Source organism: Paenibacillus sp. CMM36 (assembly GCF_053570945.1).
The window spans coordinates 170,240-187,821 of sequence record NZ_JBSEDY010000008.1; the positions used below are offsets into that span (position 1 = coordinate 170,240).

14 protein-coding genes are annotated in these 17,582 nt (G+C 47.2%); 12 read left to right on the top strand and 2 right to left on the bottom strand.

What is annotated here, in order from left to right:
- Positions 1-3: 3 nt before the first annotated feature.
- The 11 genes from ACWA2B_RS17100 (at position 4) to ACWA2B_RS17150 (ending at position 14,616) form a co-directional block, all read left to right on the top strand.
- Positions 4-1,350 (top strand): GH1 family beta-glucosidase, encoded by a 1,347-nt coding sequence (locus tag ACWA2B_RS17100; RefSeq protein WP_449292448.1) that lies wholly within the window; start codon positions 4-6, stop codon positions 1,348-1,350.
- Between the two features lie 220 nt (positions 1,351-1,570).
- Entirely contained in the window at positions 1,571-1,819 is a 249-nt protein-coding gene (locus tag ACWA2B_RS17105; RefSeq protein WP_029519233.1) for a hypothetical protein, read from the top strand.
- A 344-nt stretch (positions 1,820-2,163) separates the two neighbouring features.
- On the top strand, positions 2,164-3,147 hold the full coding sequence (cyoA, locus tag ACWA2B_RS17110) for a ubiquinol oxidase subunit II (protein ID WP_029519232.1): 984 nt from the start codon (positions 2,164-2,166) through the stop codon (positions 3,145-3,147).
- Positions 3,148-3,172: 25 nt separating this feature from the next.
- A complete protein-coding gene (locus ACWA2B_RS17115; protein WP_025723659.1) occupies positions 3,173-5,149 on the top strand; it encodes a cbb3-type cytochrome c oxidase subunit I in 1,977 nt (658 codons plus the stop codon).
- Positions 5,149-5,757, top strand: a complete 609-nt coding sequence (gene cyoC / locus ACWA2B_RS17120) for a cytochrome o ubiquinol oxidase subunit III (protein ID WP_013373104.1) — start codon at positions 5,149-5,151, stop codon at positions 5,755-5,757. The genes ACWA2B_RS17115 and cyoC overlap by 1 nt, the downstream gene beginning before the upstream one ends.
- A complete protein-coding gene (gene cyoD / locus ACWA2B_RS17125; RefSeq protein WP_029519230.1) occupies positions 5,758-6,093 on the top strand; it encodes a cytochrome o ubiquinol oxidase subunit IV in 336 nt (111 codons plus the stop codon).
- Between the two features lie 185 nt (positions 6,094-6,278).
- Entirely contained in the window at positions 6,279-7,403 is a 1,125-nt protein-coding gene (locus ACWA2B_RS17130; protein WP_069011661.1) for an NADH:flavin oxidoreductase, read from the top strand.
- A gap of 149 nt (positions 7,404-7,552) precedes the next feature.
- A complete protein-coding gene (locus ACWA2B_RS17135) occupies positions 7,553-7,921 on the top strand; it encodes an ArsR/SmtB family transcription factor (RefSeq protein ID WP_007432172.1) in 369 nt (122 codons plus the stop codon).
- A gap of 188 nt (positions 7,922-8,109) precedes the next feature.
- Positions 8,110-10,446, top strand: a complete 2,337-nt coding sequence (locus ACWA2B_RS17140; RefSeq protein WP_342434481.1) for a heavy metal translocating P-type ATPase — start codon at positions 8,110-8,112, stop codon at positions 10,444-10,446.
- Positions 10,447-10,751: 305 nt separating this feature from the next.
- Positions 10,752-12,203, top strand: a complete 1,452-nt coding sequence (locus ACWA2B_RS17145) for an aldolase/citrate lyase/malate synthase family protein (protein ID WP_029519225.1) — start codon at positions 10,752-10,754, stop codon at positions 12,201-12,203.
- 430 nt (positions 12,204-12,633) lie between these two features.
- The gene (locus ACWA2B_RS17150) at positions 12,634-14,616 is read left to right on the top strand and encodes a heavy metal translocating P-type ATPase (RefSeq protein ID WP_049817084.1); all 1,983 of its coding nucleotides are present in this window, start codon (positions 12,634-12,636) and stop codon (positions 14,614-14,616) included.
- A gap of 100 nt (positions 14,617-14,716) precedes the next feature.
- Here ACWA2B_RS17150 and ACWA2B_RS17155 read toward each other — a convergent pair whose 3' ends face one another.
- Together ACWA2B_RS17155 and ACWA2B_RS17160 are read right to left on the bottom strand one after the other, a co-directional pair.
- On the bottom strand, positions 14,717-16,240 hold the full coding sequence (locus tag ACWA2B_RS17155) for a DHA2 family efflux MFS transporter permease subunit (protein WP_449292449.1): 1,524 nt from the start codon (positions 16,238-16,240) through the stop codon (positions 14,717-14,719).
- 9 nt (positions 16,241-16,249) lie between these two features.
- Entirely contained in the window at positions 16,250-16,885 is a 636-nt protein-coding gene (locus ACWA2B_RS17160) for an HlyD family secretion protein (protein WP_025724158.1), read from the bottom strand.
- 133 nt (positions 16,886-17,018) lie between these two features.
- On the opposite strand from ACWA2B_RS17160, the gene ACWA2B_RS17165 reads away from it, so the two are divergent.
- On the top strand, positions 17,019-17,576 hold the full coding sequence (locus ACWA2B_RS17165) for an NAD(P)H-dependent oxidoreductase (RefSeq protein WP_029519219.1): 558 nt from the start codon (positions 17,019-17,021) through the stop codon (positions 17,574-17,576).
- Positions 17,577-17,582 lie beyond the last annotated feature (6 nt).

Sequence of the window (17,582 nt, forward strand, 5' to 3'; positions counted from 1 at the left end):
AATATGACCATTTTTCAATTTCCGCAGGACTTTATGTGGGGCACCGCGACGGCAGCCTATCAAATCGAAGGAGCTTATGAGGAGGATGGGAGAGGCTTGTCGATCTGGGATACCTTTGCCCATACGCCTGGCAAAGTATTCAACGGTGATAACGGCAATGTAGCTTGTGACAGCTATCATCGCTACGAGGAAGATATCCGCCTAATGAAGGAGCTGGGCATTCGTACATACCGTTTTTCCGTGTCCTGGCCGCGTATATTTCCCAATGGTGACGGTGAAGTCAATCAAGAAGGATTGGACTATTATCATCGCATAGTCGATTTGTTGAACGAAAACGGAATTGAACCGTTTTGTACACTGTACCATTGGGATCTGCCTCAAGCGCTTCAGGATGCTGGAGGATGGGAGAATCGTCACACGATTCAAGCATTTGTCCAGTATGCAGAAACGATGTTCCGCGAGTTCCACGGTAAAATACACCATTGGCTAACATTCAATGAACCGTGGTGTATCGCCTTTTTATCCAATATGCTGGGTGTTCATGCCCCAGGTCTGACAAATCTTCAGACAGCCATTGATGTAGGACATCATCTGCTAGTTGCACATGGTCTTTCTGTGCGCCGCTTCCGTGAGCTGGGCACCAGTGGCCAGATCGGTATCGCTCCCAATGTCTCATGGGCTGTCCCTTACAGTACATCTGAGGAAGATAAAGCTGCTTGTGCGCGCACCATTTCCCTGCACAGTGACTGGTTTCTTCAACCTATTTATCAAGGCTCGTATCCTCAGTTTTTGGTAGACTGGTTCGCGGAGCAGGGAGCTACCGTGCCTATTCAGGATGGTGATATGGATATTATTGGCGAGCCTATTGATATGATCGGTATTAATTACTATAGTATGTCGGTTAATCGCTTTAATCCTGAAGCCGGGTTTCTTCAATCTGAAGAAATCAATATGGGGCTACCTGTAACAGATATCGGCTGGCCAGTGGAGTCGCGTGGGCTGTACGAGGTACTGCATTATTTGCAAAAATACGGTAACCTCGATATTTATATCACAGAGAATGGGGCTTGTATCAACGATGATGTCGTGAATGGCAAGGTTCAGGATGACCGCCGCATTTCGTATATGCAGCAGCATTTGGTGCAGGTACACCGGGCGATTCATGACGGCCTTCATGTCAAAGGATATATGGCATGGTCACTTATGGACAATTTTGAGTGGGCAGAGGGATATAATATGAGATTTGGCATGATTCATGTCGATTTTCGCACACAGGTCCGCACCCCGAAGGAAAGTTACTATTGGTATCGAAATATAGTAAGTAATAACTGGTTGGAGACCAGACGTTAAACGAAGAGCAATTTTTTTAAAAATTATAGCAAAGACGGATCTGTCTTCATTCCCTTTTGTTTGAATACTGGGTCTTCCGGGGTAATAATAGTCAGGATATGCAGAGGGTTGTTTCAGGTATGTAGAGACCAAAGGGAATAAAGAAGCAAGATGTGTGCATACTGACAAAAATACCGAACGAGGGCGTTAAAATTATTTTGGACCGAAGGGAGTGGAGGGGATGGCTGCAAATTTTAGAAAATCAGGATCAACTGACGGGCAGATGAGCCGTACGGTATCTGTTATCGCTTTGATCGCTTGTATTGCAGGTATTATCCTTATTTTGCTTGATATAGGAAATTTGACTGATCGAAATATATATTTAATGACAGGCATTGGCTGCGTTGTTGCCGGGATTTTTATTTTTCTCGTTGGGAAATCATTTGTCATTGCACGCAAGAAGGAAGACCAGGAAAACGGTCGCAGTTAATAAAATTAAAAATGATTTAAAGCAAATATATACTGAAAACAACAACGTGGGGCTTCGAGCAGTGTAGGATGATAACTGTAGGGAGTCCCGCTTTTTTCTTTAATATAACTTCTTTAAGATACACAAATAACGTTTTTAATATGTCATCTTTGAATTATAATATATTTTGAATTTGCAAGAGAAATTTTATTTTTAGAGATATTTTTCACAAAAATCGGACAAATAATCGACAATTCTGTTAACAATAAAAAAAGTGGCCGCTTTTCTGCTATCTTATATAGGGGCAACATTACAGGAGTTCGTTAAGTTTTGAGTAATTTATTATTTAAGGAGAGGGGAACAACATGAACAAAAAACCAAAAGCGATTATTGCGTTGGTTTTGACCGTGCTCACGGTAGCATTGCTCATTTGGACGTGTTTTTATGCTGGCGGAAAATACGTTGTTTTCGATCCGAAAGGACCCATTGGGCAAGCACAAAAAGAGCTGATCATTCTTACAACGGCATTGTCTGCGCTAATAATTGTACCGGTCATGATTTTGACTTTCTTCATCATTTGGCGGTATCGTGATACACCGACAAACAAGGTGAAGTACCAACCCCACTGGGATGACAGCAAAAAGCTGGAGACCACATGGTGGGCTATTCCAATTATCGTTATCTGTATTATTGCGGTTATTACTGCAAGATATACCTACTTGCTGGAGCCTTCCAAGCCGTTGGCAAGTACGCAAAAGCCAGTAACCATTCAAGTGACTTCACTGGACTGGAAATGGCTCTTTATGTACCCAGAGGAAGGTATAGCTACAGTTAACCAAGTTCACATTCCTAAAGGTGTTCCAGTCCGTTTTGAACTGACTGCTGACGCACCGATGAACTCGTTCTGGATTCCGCAATTGGGCGGACAAATCTACACCATGTCAGGCATGGCTATGAAACTGCATTTGCAGGCCGATCACGAAGGAACTTACTTTGGTTCGGGTGCAAACTTTAGCGGTGAGCATTTTGGACAAATGCGTTTTGATGTAGAGGTCCAGTCGGATGAAGAGTATAAAAACTGGGTCGCTGACATCAAGAAGCAGTCTAAGCCGCTGACGAAAGACGGCTATTTGGCGCTTGCAAAACCAGGTTTGTCCCAGCCTGATGAGTATTCTTCGATTCCAGATGGCTTGTTCAAAGAGATTGTCAACAAGTATGTAGTGGAAGGGGCTCCTAACCCCCATGCTGGACATGGCGGAGCTACATCCACAGAAGATTCAACCAAGTCCGGCACAGAAGATCATGCTGGAATGGACATGAGTCATATGAATATGAGCGGACACAATTAAATGATTATAAGGAAGGAGGCCCCCAATGCTTGACAAAATAAAAGAGTTTGCATCCACTTTCTTCGTTACTGGAGACCCAATGATCTATGGAGCGGACGTCTCCATCGCATTAGCGACGATCGGGATCGTGTTTGTGCTCACTTATTTCAAAAAATGGGGCTGGCTTTGGAAAAACTGGTTGACTACTGTTGACCATAAAAAAGTCGGTATTATGTATATTCTTGCGGCCATCTTGATGTTATTCCGCGGAGGCGTGGATGCATTATTGATGCGTGTTCAACTGGCTACACCGGATGTGACACTTCTGCATCCTGAGCATTACAATCAGATTTTCACAACTCACGGCACGATCATGATCCTGTTTATGGCGATGCCGTTGATGTTTGGTTTGTTTAATATCGCCGTACCCCTTCAAATTGGTGCGCGCGACGTTGCGTTTCCTTTCCTGAACGCATTGAGCTTTTGGCTTTTCTTTATGGGAGCGATGTTGTTCAACTTGTCCTTTGTTATCGGCGGTTCGCCAGATGCAGGGTGGTTGAGTTATCCACCGCTTTCAGAACTGCAATTTAGTCCTGGCGTCGGTCAGAACTTCTATATCTGGGGTATTCAGATTTCTGGTATAGGTTCATTGGCTACGGGGATCAACTTTATTGTGACCATTATTAAAATGCGTGCACCTGGTATGACTTGGATGAAAATGCCTGTCTTTACGTGGTCCGTATTTTCGTCATGTGTTATTATCATTTTCGCATTCCCGATTCTGACGGTTACTTTGGCATTGCTGTTCCTTGACCGCTTTGGAGGAGGACACTTCTTTACGCTTGATTTCGGCGGTAACCCGATGATGTATATCAACTTGATCTGGATGTGGGGTCACCCTGAGGTATACATTGTAGTTTTGCCTGCCTTCGGTATTTATTCCGAGGTCATCAGTGTATTCTCCAAAAAGAAATTGTTTGGCTACAAATCCATGGTTTACGCTATGTTCATGATTGCGATCCTGTCCTTCTTCACCTGGGCGCATCACTTCTTCACGATGGGATCAGGCGCAGATGTTAATGCATTCTTTGCGATTTCGACGATGGTTATCGCTATACCGACAGGGGTTAAAGTATTTAACTGGCTGTTCACGATGTATCGGGGTAAGATTACATTCAAGACCCCTATGATGTGGTCAATTGCTTTTATTCCGAACTTCTTGATTGCTGGTTTGACGGGCGTCATGTTGTCTGTAGCGCCTGCTGACTTCCAGTTCCATAACAGTTACTTCTTGATCGCTCACTTTCACTCCGCTCTGATTGGTGGTGTAGTGTTTGGTTACTTGGCAGGTCTGTACTATTGGTGGCCTAAAATGTTCGGTTTCACATTGCCTGAAACGCCTGGTAAATGGGCTTTCTGGTTCTGGAACATCGGTTTCTATGTATGTTTTATTCCACAATATTCTCTCGGTCTGATGGGTATGACGCGTCGTCTGAGCACTTATGGCTGGGATACCGGCTGGCAGCCGCTTAACCTCGTTTCGACCGTTGGGGCATTCCTGATGGGGATTGGGTTCTTGTTCCAGGTTCTTCAAATTCTTCTGGGCATCAAGAATTACCGCAAGCTGAAGGATACAACAGGCGACCCTTGGGGTGGCCATACGTTGGAATGGTCGATACCTTCACCTGCACCGGAATACAATTTTGCTACCATTCCACAAGTAGAAGAACGTGATGACTGGTGGGCAGAAAAAGATAAACGTGCAAAAGGTATTTTCAGAAAGCAACCGCCAATTGAAGCGATTCATATGCCGAAAAACTCGGCGATTCCATTCATTATGTCGGTATTCTTTTTCATTGCAGGTTTCGGGTTCGTATTCGGATGGTCGTTCTTCTATATTCCAGGGCTGATCGGTGTGGCAATTTGTATGATTTGCCGTTCGTTCTTCTCCTACGATGGCGACTACTATATCCCTGCGGATGAAGTAAAACGCACGGAAGCGGCAATAAGGGGGTCTGTATAATGGCACAAGCTGCAGCACATCACAGCCATGATCATGACCACGGGCATCACGATCCGCAAGAGCTGAAGATGCTTGGTTTTTGGATCTTCCTCGTAACGGACGTAATCCTGTTCAGTACCTTGTTCGCAACCTTCGTTGTCCTTCGGAATAACACGGCCGGAGGACCAGGTGGCGCAGAGCTGTTTAACATGACGGGCGTTATTATTGAAACGTTCCTCTTGCTCACGAGCAGCTTCACAAGTGGTCTGGCTGTGTTGGCTATGAACAAAGGAAGCATGAAGGGATTAATCAGCTGGTTAATCGTAACAGCGATCCTGGGTCTTGGTTTTATCGGTTTTGAAGTTTACGAGTTTGTTGAAATGGTACACGAAGGAGCCAATTTTGGAACCAGTGCGTTCTTGTCGGCATTCTTCACTCTAGTCGGAACGCACGGACTTCACGTTTCGTTAGGTCTGGTTTGGATGATTGGACTCATGTTCCAGTTGAAAAAACGCGGGCTTACACCAGAGACGAAGGGGAAAGTTTCGGCATTGAGCTTGTACTGGCACTTTTTGGACGCTGTCTGGATCTTCTTGCTGACAGTCGTCTATTTGATGGGGGTGATGTAGATGGCACAGCATCAATCAGGAGCGGGTTCGCATGGTCATGATGATTCTCACGGTTCAGTGAAATCCTATGTTATCGGGTTTATTCTGTCCATCGTACTGACCATCATTCCTCTCTTCGTGGTGATGAATCATATGTTGAGCCGCACTTCGACCATGGTTGTTATTTTAGCCGCGGCAGTGCTGCAATTTCTGGTTCAGCTTTTCTTCTTCATGCACATCCGTGAAAGCAATGGACCACGTTGGAATGTTATGACCTTGATTCTTGGTGTAGTGATCCTGTTGACCGTCGTTGGTGGTTCAGTATGGATTATGGAATACAACATGGTAGCACACTAAAAATCACACAAGTACAAACTAATTAGGAAAGAAGGAGCGGACTTAGAACCGCTTCTTCTTTTTTTGTGTTGCTTATTAAAATTAAAACTGTGGCTTCTTGAACTCAAGTTTACATATGTGTAAAATGGAATTGTATAACAGTAGAGTGAAAACGATAATACTAGTGGAGAGCGGAGGGAAAAGTAATGAACACAGAATTACTGTTTAAACCTTTTAAGGCAGGTAATTTAACTCTTCCCAATCGGATTGTTATGGCGCCAATGACACGAAATTTTTCTCCTCAAGGTATCCCAGGGCCTGACGTGGTGATGTATTATCGTCGGCGTGCAGAAAATGCGGTTGGTTTGATTATTACGGAGGGAACTGCTATTAATCATCCCGCAGCTGTAGAGCACACCAGCATTCCTAATTTTTATGGTGAGGGATTAAAGGGGTGGGCCAAGGTAGTCGAGGAGGTTCATGCGGTAGGTGGCAAGATTATACCGCAGCTCTGGCATGTGGGTACAGCTCGCCAAATAGGTGCGGATAACCAACCGAATCCCGAGGCATTGCCTGTCGGTCCGTCCGGTATTTCTCCTGCCGGTGAAAAGGTAGTTGAGCCGTTGACCGAGACCGAGATTGCTGATATTATCGCAGCCTATGCTCAGGCCGCTGCCGATGCCCAGCGAGTGGGTTTTGACGGTATTGAGCTCCATGGAGCACATGGCTATTTAATTGATCAGTTTTTCTGGGACAAAACGAATAAGCGTACCGATCAATATGGAGGCAATCTGGTCCAGCGTACTCGGTTTGCGGTGGAGGTCATTGAGGCTTGTCGTCGTGCAGTAGGGCCGGATTTCCCAATTATACTGCGATTCTCCCAGTGGAAGATGTACCACTATGAAGAAAAGCTGGCACAGACACCTCAGGAACTTGAACAGTTTCTCGCTCCATTAGTGAAGGCAGGAGTGGATGTATTCCATTGCTCAAGCCGCCGTTTTTGGGAACCGGAATTTGAAGGGTCCGATCTAAACCTGGCAGCTTGGACGAAAAAGATAACAGGTAAGCCAGTTATTACTGTAGGCTCCATTGGCTTGGAGAAGGCGTTTTTGAGTGATTTTGAAAAAAATAATAATCGTCAAACCGAACAATCCAGTAGTGTAGAGGCAAGATTAGAACAACTCGTGGGGCAAGTAGAACGAGAGGAAGCTGATCTGGTTGCGGTTGGACGTGCTTTGCTGGTTGATCCAGCGTTTGCGGTGAAGTTACGTGATCAACAAATAGAAGAAATTATTCCTTACAGTGATGAAGTATTAAAGACGCTGAATTAAGCTTTATGTACTGTAAAGCTATAGCGTTAGGCAAGCATTTGAGACTTGGAAGTCTTCTGTTACAGGGCAAGCTGTAATATAAGCTATTCGTAAACTCTACGAATTTGCTATAATAGGAGCATCAAGTCGAAATACACGGGGTGAAAAGGATGAATTCTGAAACGGAAGCTTTGGATTGCGAGCCGGCTTGTCACGGTTCAGATCAGGAAATCGAGCGCATAAAATCTTCCCTTGTTGAGGATTCCATCGCATACAAAATGTCGGAGCTGTTTAAAGCTTTGGGTGACCCGACACGAATCAAGCTGATTTATGCCCTGGCACAAAAAGAACTGTGTGTTCATGATCTGACCCAGGTGCTCAATATGGGACAATCTGCGGTATCCCACCAGCTTCGTTATTTGCGCAACCTGCGTATTGTCAAACGACGCAAAGAAGGCAAAACGGTGTTTTATTCACTGGATGATAATCATGTGGAGCAGATCTTTTTGCAAACCCATCAACACATATCACATCAATAATCTTTTGGGATAAAACAACAGAGGGCGCCAAGCGATTGGCGCTCTTTTGGCGTTTGTCCGTTGAAGTCGATTTTTTTGTTAAAAAGGGCTAGATGTCATTGACTTTTGACCCTGATCCTGAATATAATGACCTTAATAAATAATATATGAACAGTTGCTCATATATAGTTAATTGGAGGCCAATGATTATGGATGCTCTAAAAAGAACGGAACGGCATGAATGGATTTTGGAAGGTTTGGATTGCGCCAACTGTGCGCTCAAGATTGAAAATGGAGTCAGTAAAATAGAAGGGGTCATGGATTGCTCGGTCAATTTTGTTACGAAAACGTTGACGATGACCACAAGTTCGGATCAAAAAGAAGAGGTTTTTCGCCAGACGGAACGGAAGGTTCATAGACTTGAGCCACATGTTCGGATGGTGGTAAAAAGTGCCCGGGGCCACCTACATGAAGACAGTCGAAGCCATGCTGGTGCAGTACAATCAGATAGCGTAGAGGATTGTGCATGCGGTCATGAGCATAATGATGAAGGTGAAGGGCATACACACGAGCATCACAACCACCATGCAGAGCACAAACATGGTGAATCCACCCATGCTCATTCACATTCGCTTGGAGATGATAGCCACGCTGGGCATACGCATGATCATGGTACGGACGGTATGCGCCGCATGATTGCGCGTTTGGCTATTGGTGCGGTCGTTGCGGCTGTTGCCTGGTGGTTACCTGTTGAAGGTGTAGGCAAGCTGGCCTTATTTTTACTGGCATATATCATCGTTGGCGGTGATGTTGTCTTGCAGGCTGCACGCAGTTTGGTACGTGGAATGGCCTTTGACGAATACTTCCTGATGACGCTGGCTACTGTTGGTGCATTTGCGATTGGGGAATACCCGGAAGGCGTAGCTGTCATGTTCTTTTATCAAATCGGAGAGCTGTTTCAAGGCATCGCAGTTAACCGTTCACGTAAGTCCATCAGTGATCTGATGGATATTAGACCGGACTATGCGAACCTGAAGACGGCTGAGTCCGTACGGAGAGTGTCTCCAGAAGACGTTCGCATTGGGGATTTGATTGTGATTAAGCCAGGCGAGAAGATCCCACTGGACGGTAAAGTTGTAGATGGTAAATCGCATGTGGATACCTCTGCGTTGACTGGTGAATCGGTGCCTCGTACTGTGGAGCCAGGAAGTAGCGTGTTGAGTGGATTTATCAATACGAACGGACTTCTAACGGTAGAGGTTAGCAAAGAGTTTAGTGAATCCGCGGTCTCTAAAATTTTGGAATTAGTGCAAAATGCGAGTGCCAAAAAAGCGCCGACTGAAAAGTTTATCACGAAATTTTCCAGATACTATACTCCCGTAGTGGTTATTGTAGCGCTGTTGTTGGCGGTTGTTCCACCGCTTGTTGTGCCAGGTGCACAATTTGCAGATTGGGTGTACCGTGCGCTTGTTTTCCTCGTTATTTCTTGTCCATGTGCGCTGGTAGTATCTATTCCATTGGGCTTCTTTGGGGGAATCGGGGCAGCCTCCCGTTCAGGTATTCTGATCAAGGGCGGGAATTATCTTGAAGCTCTGAATCATGTGAAATACGCTGTTTTTGATAAAACAGGCACACTCACCAAAGGTGTTTTCCGTGTAACAGGGATTTATCCTGCCGGGGATTTTACAAACGAAACCCTGCTCGAAACCGCCGCTTTGGCGGAGCTGCATTCGACACATCCTATTGCTGCATCTTTGCGTGAATCCTACGGTAAAGAACTCAGAGCAGAACGGGTTCAGCAGTATAGTGAAATATCCGGTCACGGGATTCAGGCACAAATAGATGGTCGTCTGGTATCGGCCGGGAACGCCAAGCTGATGGAGCGGGAACATGTTGCTTTTAACGTGGCGCAGCAAGCAGGGACGCTGGATGAAGGAACGGTCGTACATGTGGCGGTAGACGGAACGTATGCCGGGTGCATTCTGATTTCAGATGAGGTTAAGGAAGACGCAGCCCAAACGGTTACTTCACTGAAAAAGTTGGGTGTGGTGAAAACCATCATGCTGACGGGTGACAATCGGACAGTTGCCGAGGCTGTAGGACGACAGCTGGGTTTGGATGAAGTAAGGGCAGAGCTGTTACCTCAGCACAAAGCCGAAGCCATCGAGCAGTTGTCTGCAAGTAAAAAAACGAGCGACAAAATTTTGTTCGTGGGCGATGGAATCAATGATACACCCGTACTGGCGCTGGCCGATGTCGGTGTAGCGATGGGTGGCTTGGGTTCGGACGCTGCGATTGAGGCGGCAGATATCGTAATCATGAACGACGAGCCTTCAAGGCTGGTTACGGCCATCCATATCGCCAAGCGCACACGTCGTATCGTATGGCAAAACATCATTTTTGCATTAGGTGTCAAAGCTGTGTTTCTTACGCTGGGAGCATTCGGTATTGCTACGATGTGGGAGGCTGTATTTTCCGATGTAGGTGTAACATTGCTAGCCGTATTGAATGTGATGCGTGTATTGAAGGTTCGTTCTTACGAGTAAAAAATAAACACCCCCGGGTTAACATCGGATGTAGGCATCCTGTGAAAACCGGGGGTGTTTATTTTATAGGTTCCTTTTTCGAGTGGTCTTGTACCAGCAGTATAGAGATTACTTGTGGGTTGTAGGGGAGCTGTGCCCAGATGTATAAATGCGTGGCGTGCCTAATACGTTAAGGTAGGGGCTTTACAAGTAAGGCCCATGTAAGATTCGGTTGCTCCATTATGAGTAAGCGTTTTCCTTATTTGGAGGGGTACTCAAATTCGTGTGTGCCAACTTGCTGACGGAAGAAAGGATGGATTAATAGCATGGAGGCTAAACTGATGCATGTATTCGCAGAGCTGTTGGGCGGCAAAAACAGCCGGGATCTCAAAGATCCAGAGTCGGTTATGGAGACTGCTGCACAGAGGTTGGCTATGGAGACGCTAAGGGCAGGCAGCCATGAAGTATCTGCTACGCAGGGGGAAGATCCGTTGGGCTGGCTGGTTGGTTTAGCTGAGCAGGGCGTAATCAGCCGAGCGGAGGCTTTGATGGCTGCGAATCCCGAATTACTTGGGGAAACGATGCTGAATAGCGGCAACGATATTGGGCAAGCAATGGGTACACTCCTAAAATGGAGCGATGAATACAGACGTACCTTCATACGGATTTATGCCGATGCTCCTACAAGTATGAGTCGTATAAGTACAGAGACAGCATCAGAAATAGGCAGTTTCGACGGTTATAGTCTTCTGCATGGCCCCTTGTCACAGGCCTCTGGCCGCGTTGGGGAATTATGCTATGCCTATCTGGACGTAGCTGAGTCTGGACAGACGATTCATGCCCCTGACGGGGAGCCCGACCCCATCCTTATTCCCGGCTCTCGTGCATCTGACACGTACAAAACCTTTAACCAGGCATCTGGCCTGCCTGGATTGTGTGAGCATTTGTCCCGCCGGATTATCAGCTTGCTGGAAACAGAGTATGAAGGCTTATTCGAGTCTCTGAACGGATCGCCACTCACTGTTGCCCTAATGGAGCAGAACAATGCAGTGGGTATTGGCAGCTTGCAAGATATGCAGCTGGAGGCATTACTGCGTGCGGCGTTGCGGAGCGTGCGGCAGGGGGGAGAACCCAAGCTGGAGATTATGGTACGCAATCCGGCTGACGTGGACGAATTCCGGGCAACCCGAGACTGGATTGACGGCGTTGCGGAGCAGACCTTATGCGGACGTCTTCGGTGCATTCCATATCGGGTAGGCGTGCTTTTGACAGTTGCCCCGTCTTTGGTGCCTAACATAAGCCCAACATGGAACAAGGAAGCCGCACGGTCGGAGGAGTCAGCCAACCCCAATAACATATCCAAAGTGGGTGCACGACATATCAAGCAGGTGGCTCAAGCTGCAGATCTGACACGTTTTGCCGATACGGTCATTTTAGAAGTCATACCAACTCCATCCGATGATATTAGGACTGAGGATCAGTTGATTCCACCCGGTGTCGATGGTCATGAGAATACTAGTGATACGATAAAATGCATAATGGAAGCTGTTCGACGTGTAAAGCCCGAGCTTCCTTTATGGGTAGCAATAGATGAAATTAACCAGTCTCTGGATGGGATTTCGATCTGGGAGAATGAGCTGACGGGGGTCATTTGCCCGGACACAGCAGTTCCCGCCGCACGCCTTGCAGCTGCGCGTTTGGGACTGCAACAGCCCGCAGATCGTCAGCGCACTTCTGGGGCTGCACACAACCATGCGTGGAAGTTTCCTTTAGCCTGAAGATAACCTGAATTCATGTAATAGAGGATTTTGCAAAAATCCAATAAGCGATTTTCAAAGAACAAAATATAGATCGAAATGGCCTAGTTCGTCTATATATTACACTTTGGAGCGACTGGAATCGATTTTTGTAAATCCTGAATCGGATGCTCTAAATATGGAGGATACCTGCGGTGTTTGCGCGGGTATCTTTTTTTATTTAGACCATTGCTGGTTTACAAGTGGAAAAGAAAAGGTATATAATAAAACAAAAGTTTCTCTAAACCAAAATAATTGTATAGACGCAAAAATGATTATCATTCTCATTTGCTAAACATGCTGCTTCGGGCTTCCCGAAGCAGCATGTGCTATTTTAGGGCACTTAACAATGGATATCATTCTCAATGAGATGCTAGTACAAGGAACAAAATATGGAAAGGAACGTGACATGATGCAAGCTGTTCAACGATTACAAGATACATTGTCTCCCTCTAACCGAACCCTTTCAAAAAACAGTGGCAGCGGACGACCCGGTCCGAATCGTAAGCCGCAATTTCAGCTTAAAAGTATGCTGAAAAACAAGGAGATGCAAGCTGCTCTAGGTAGTGGATTGCTGATGTTGATGGCATGGGGAGTCTCACATTGGTGGCAATGGCTATCGGTCATTCTGTATGTGGTGTCCTATGCCCTTGGGGGCTGGTCCAAAGCCAGGGAAGGAGTCGAAACACTGATCCGAGAACATGATCTGGATGTTAACCTGCTCATGATTGCTGCCTCCCTAGGAGCTGCGGCCATTGGCTATTGGAATGAAGGAGCCATGCTGATCTTTATTTTTGCACTCAGCGGTGCGCTGGAGAGCTATACCACCGAGCGTAGTAGTAAGGATATTTCTGAGCTTATGGCGTTGAAGCCGGAAACGGCTTTGCGCTTGTCTCGCGAGGGGACCGAAACGGTCGGCATTGAGCAGCTGTTGCCAGGCGACCTGCTGCTGGTGAAGCCGGGCGAACTGATTCCGGCGGACGGCCGAATCTCTAAGGGCGTTTCGGCAGTGAATCAGGCATCGATTACCGGTGAATCTATTCCGGTAAATAAGGTGGAAGGTGACGAGGTATATGCGGGCACCATTAATGGAGAAGGGGTGCTATATGTGGAGGTTAGTCAGTCCTCAGAGAACACTTTATTTTCGAAAATCATTCGTATGGTGGAAGAGGCTCAGACCGAAGTTCCTGATTCCCAGCGTTTTATTAAAACGTTCGAATCGGTGTACGCTCGAATTGTTGTTGCTGTCACGCTGATCGTCATTGCCGGTGCACCCATAGCATTAGGCTGGACGTGGGCAGCAGCGTTTTACAAGGCTATGGTGTTCCTCGTCGTGGCCTCCCCCTGTGCGCTCGTATCATCCATTATGCCAGTAATGCTATCGGCCATTTCCAACCGTGCCCGACGGGGCATCCTGTTCAAAGGTGGTGCACATGTGGAGAATATGGCATTGACTTCTGTTGTTGCTTTTGACAAAACAGGCACGTTAACGATGGGGTCACCTGTCGTCACGGATTGGATTACCGCCGCAGAATACGATGCCGATGAGTTATTGCATATGGTCGCCACAATTGAAAGCTATTCTTTGCATCCACTGGCGCGAGCGATTGTAGCCAAAGCCGAAGCTGATTTGGGACAGAGAGATCTTCTTCCAACCGAAGAAGTGCAGGCACTCACCGGATGGGGAATGGAAGGCATCATAGGTGGGGTGAAGTGGAAAATTGGGCGTACAAATGTACTGGATGAACCTGGTTCTCTGGCAGAGCCAAAGTGGATGGAGAGTCGGGCCCGGCTGGAAGCTGAGGGCAAAACCGTATCCATCATCCTCGCGAATGATCGGATTGCCGGAATGCTGGCACTACGCGACGAGCTGCGTCCGCAGGCCCAAGAGTCCGTGAAACGACTGCAAGCGCAGGGTATCCGGGTTGTCATGCTAACCGGGGACCGTCCAGAAACGGCCGCTGTGATCGCGGCGCAGGCCGGAGTTGACGCCGTGTATGCTGGCTTAATGCCGGAGGACAAAGTCAGCCATATTCGCATGCTGCGGGAGCAATACGGGCATGTCGTCATGGTCGGCGACGGTGTGAACGACGCCCCTGCATTGACAGCGGCAACCGTAGGACTAGGCATGGGGATGCACGGCAGCGGAGCCGCACTGGAGGTCGCAGACGTTGTGCTGATGAACGATGGAATCGAGGAGATTGCTCCGACGGTAGCACTGGCCCGCAAGGCGCAGCGGGTGGTTAAACAAAATATGATCTTTGCGGTAAGTGTCATTTTGCTGCTTGTGATCAGCAACTTTGTGCAAGATATAGCCCTGCCATTTGGGGTTATTGGGCATGAAGGTAGCACATTACTGGTTATTTTGAATGGCCTGCGCTTATTACGGTCATAGGGCTAATAATCAGAAGTTTATAAACAGGAAGGAGCATTCAAACCTCTTAAAATCCAAGGGGTGAATGCTCCTTCTTTTGCAGCCTCGCAACGCTGTACGTCTATCTTCGGCGTGGCGTAGACCGTCGTAAGAACAAGGAAAACAATAGCCCTGCCAGCGCAATCCCTGTAGCAATGATAAAGGCATCATTAATGCCATGGATCGTCGATTCCGTAACAGCATTTCGGTACACCTGTTGTAGCGCCAACGATGAACCACTTTCTGTTGAAATACCCGCCGTTTGCGCGAGGGTTTGTCCCAACTGTGCTACCCCTTCGGTTAAAGGAACATTGGCGGTGGTAGCGACATTCGCATAATCCGCTACATGAATCGTGGTCCGGCTGCTCATTACAGTAATGAGCCAAGCGGTACCGATAGACCCGGCAATTTGCCGTACTGTATTGGACATGGCTGTACCATGGCTACCGAGATGGGGAGGCAACTGGTTTAGCCCTTCCGTCTGGACGGACATCATCAGCAGTGACATTCCGAAGCTGCGAATCGTATAGATGATCATAATATGTCCGTAGGTGGTGGCGTCGGTTAGCAGACTGAACTCCCATGTCGTGACTGCCGTAATGATCAGCCCAATGATCGCCAACGGCCTTGCGCCTATACGGTCAAATACTGCCCCTGATATGGGTGACATCACACCCATCAGCAGTGCACCCGGCAACAGCAGCAGACCGGATTGCAACGGTGTAAAGCCGCGTATATTTTGCAAATAGATTGGCAGCAGCAGCATACCGCCAAACATCGTCATGTTGACGGTAGCCCCGACTAAGGTTGATACAGTAAAAATATCATATTTAAACACACGGAACTCCAGCATCGGCTGTAGCATGTTCAGCTCGCGCACGATAAACAATACAATAAACACAATCCCGGCAGCGAGTGTGAGTATTACTGTATTGCTACCCCAGCCTTTGTCCCCAGCTGAACTAAAGCCATACAGCAGGAAGCCAAACCCAAGGGTGGAAAAGACGGTTCCCAGCAGGTCAAAGTTTGGTTTCGTTAGCTTGGATACATTTTTGAGCCAGCGTATGGCAAACAGAATATCAATGATTGCCAGCGGAATAACGAGTAAAAATAGCAGCCGCCAGCTGTAATGCTCTACAATATAGCCGGATAAAGTCGGTCCAATCGCCGGGGCAAACATCATGGCGATTCCCATAGTACCCATGGCAGCGCCCCGTTTTTCTGGAGGAAACACAGTCAGGAACACGTTCATCACCACAGGCATGATGATGCCTGCTCCGCTGGCCTGGATAACACGTCCAACCAGCATAGGCGCAAAGCCGGTACTGGCAGCACAGACGACAGACCCGGCAGTAAATAACCCCATCGCGGAGATGAACAGCGCACGTGTTCCGAAGGACTCAATCAGAAAAGCAGTGATAGGAATCAAAATCCCGTTGGTTAGCATATATCCGGTGGAAAGCCATTGAACGGTTGTGGCAGACACATTGAAATCATTCATCAAGTGTGGAATGGCCACGTTAAGTAACGTTTGATTCAAAATCGAAATGAAGGCGCCTAGCAGCAGCACGGACAGAATACGTCCGACGGACATTTTTTGATCCATGACAGCCTCCTACTTGTGAACTCTGATAGTCGCACTCATTCCCGGGATAATACCCAGCCCCTTGTAACCTTGAATGGAAATATTGACAGGCACGACCTGCGTCACCTTGGTATAGTTGGCAGTGGTATTGGAAGTGGGCAGTAATGAAAAAGTCGATGCGGTTGCCAGGCCGATTTTTTCGAGTTTACCGCTCAGGGACGTATCCGGGTAAGCATCAATATATACATCAACCGTCTGTCCTACCTGAAGATCCTGTACAGCCGTTTCGTCTATATTGGCGGTAATCCATAAATTGTTTAGATCAAAAGCCTTCGCTAAAGGCGTGCCTGCCCCAACAATTGAGTTGTTGACCGCAGATTGCTGCACGATGGTACCATCGGTTGGAATCGTAACGCTAATTCGGCTTCCGCCTCCTTCTACATTACCCAGTGTGCTTCCAGCGGTGTAGGTTTTACCAACTTCAGCATTCCAGCCTGTGAGCTTGCCAGCGCCTGGAGAGGCAACGGTAACCGCTTGTCCACTCACTTGGGCATTATCGGTTTTTATGTAGTTGGCGGATTGATTGTAGTAATAGGCGGCGGCTCCACCTCCTGCCAGAATAATAATAATAACTAACAGGTTGACTAATATGGCGCGTGAATTCATGTGTAATATGCCTCCCTAGTTCTTGGATTTTCAAAGTATGCGTCAAACGATTCATAATATTCAGATGGATTTTGGGCAAGGTTAAGAGCGCATGCGAAAAGGATGATTTTGCTGACAAAGGATGATGCGCATAATGACGACGACCAGAATCATGATTGTATATGACAGTGAAAATGGGCATACCGAACGTCTCGCACGCTCAATTGCAGAAGGAGCACACCTTGAGCACACGGAAGTGTTGTTAAAGCATGTAAATGAGGCCGATGTGAATGAGCTAGTGAGTGTGGATGCGATCCTATGGGGTTGTCCGGGGCATTTTGGTACGATCAGCAGCGGTCTGAAAAGCTGGATTGATAAGCTGGGGTATCTGTGGGCGCAGGGCAAGCTGGTGGACAAAATCGGCGCTGTGTTTTGCACAACCGCTACCGTTCATGGTGGATTGGAATCCACACTTCTGAATTTGATTACTCCAATGCTTCATCAAGGCATGATTATTGTAGGACTGCCCGCCAATATTACGGAAAATGCATTATACGGCTCCTATTACGGCGTAGGGATAACATGTCCGGTGGAGACTGACCCCAATGGACCACCTAATCTTCCAACGGGTAATGATCTTGCACTAGGCCGCTCTTTGGGCAAACGGGTTGCTGAAATAGCGGGACGGTACCGTAGCGCTGAAAGAGAATAGGAGGCT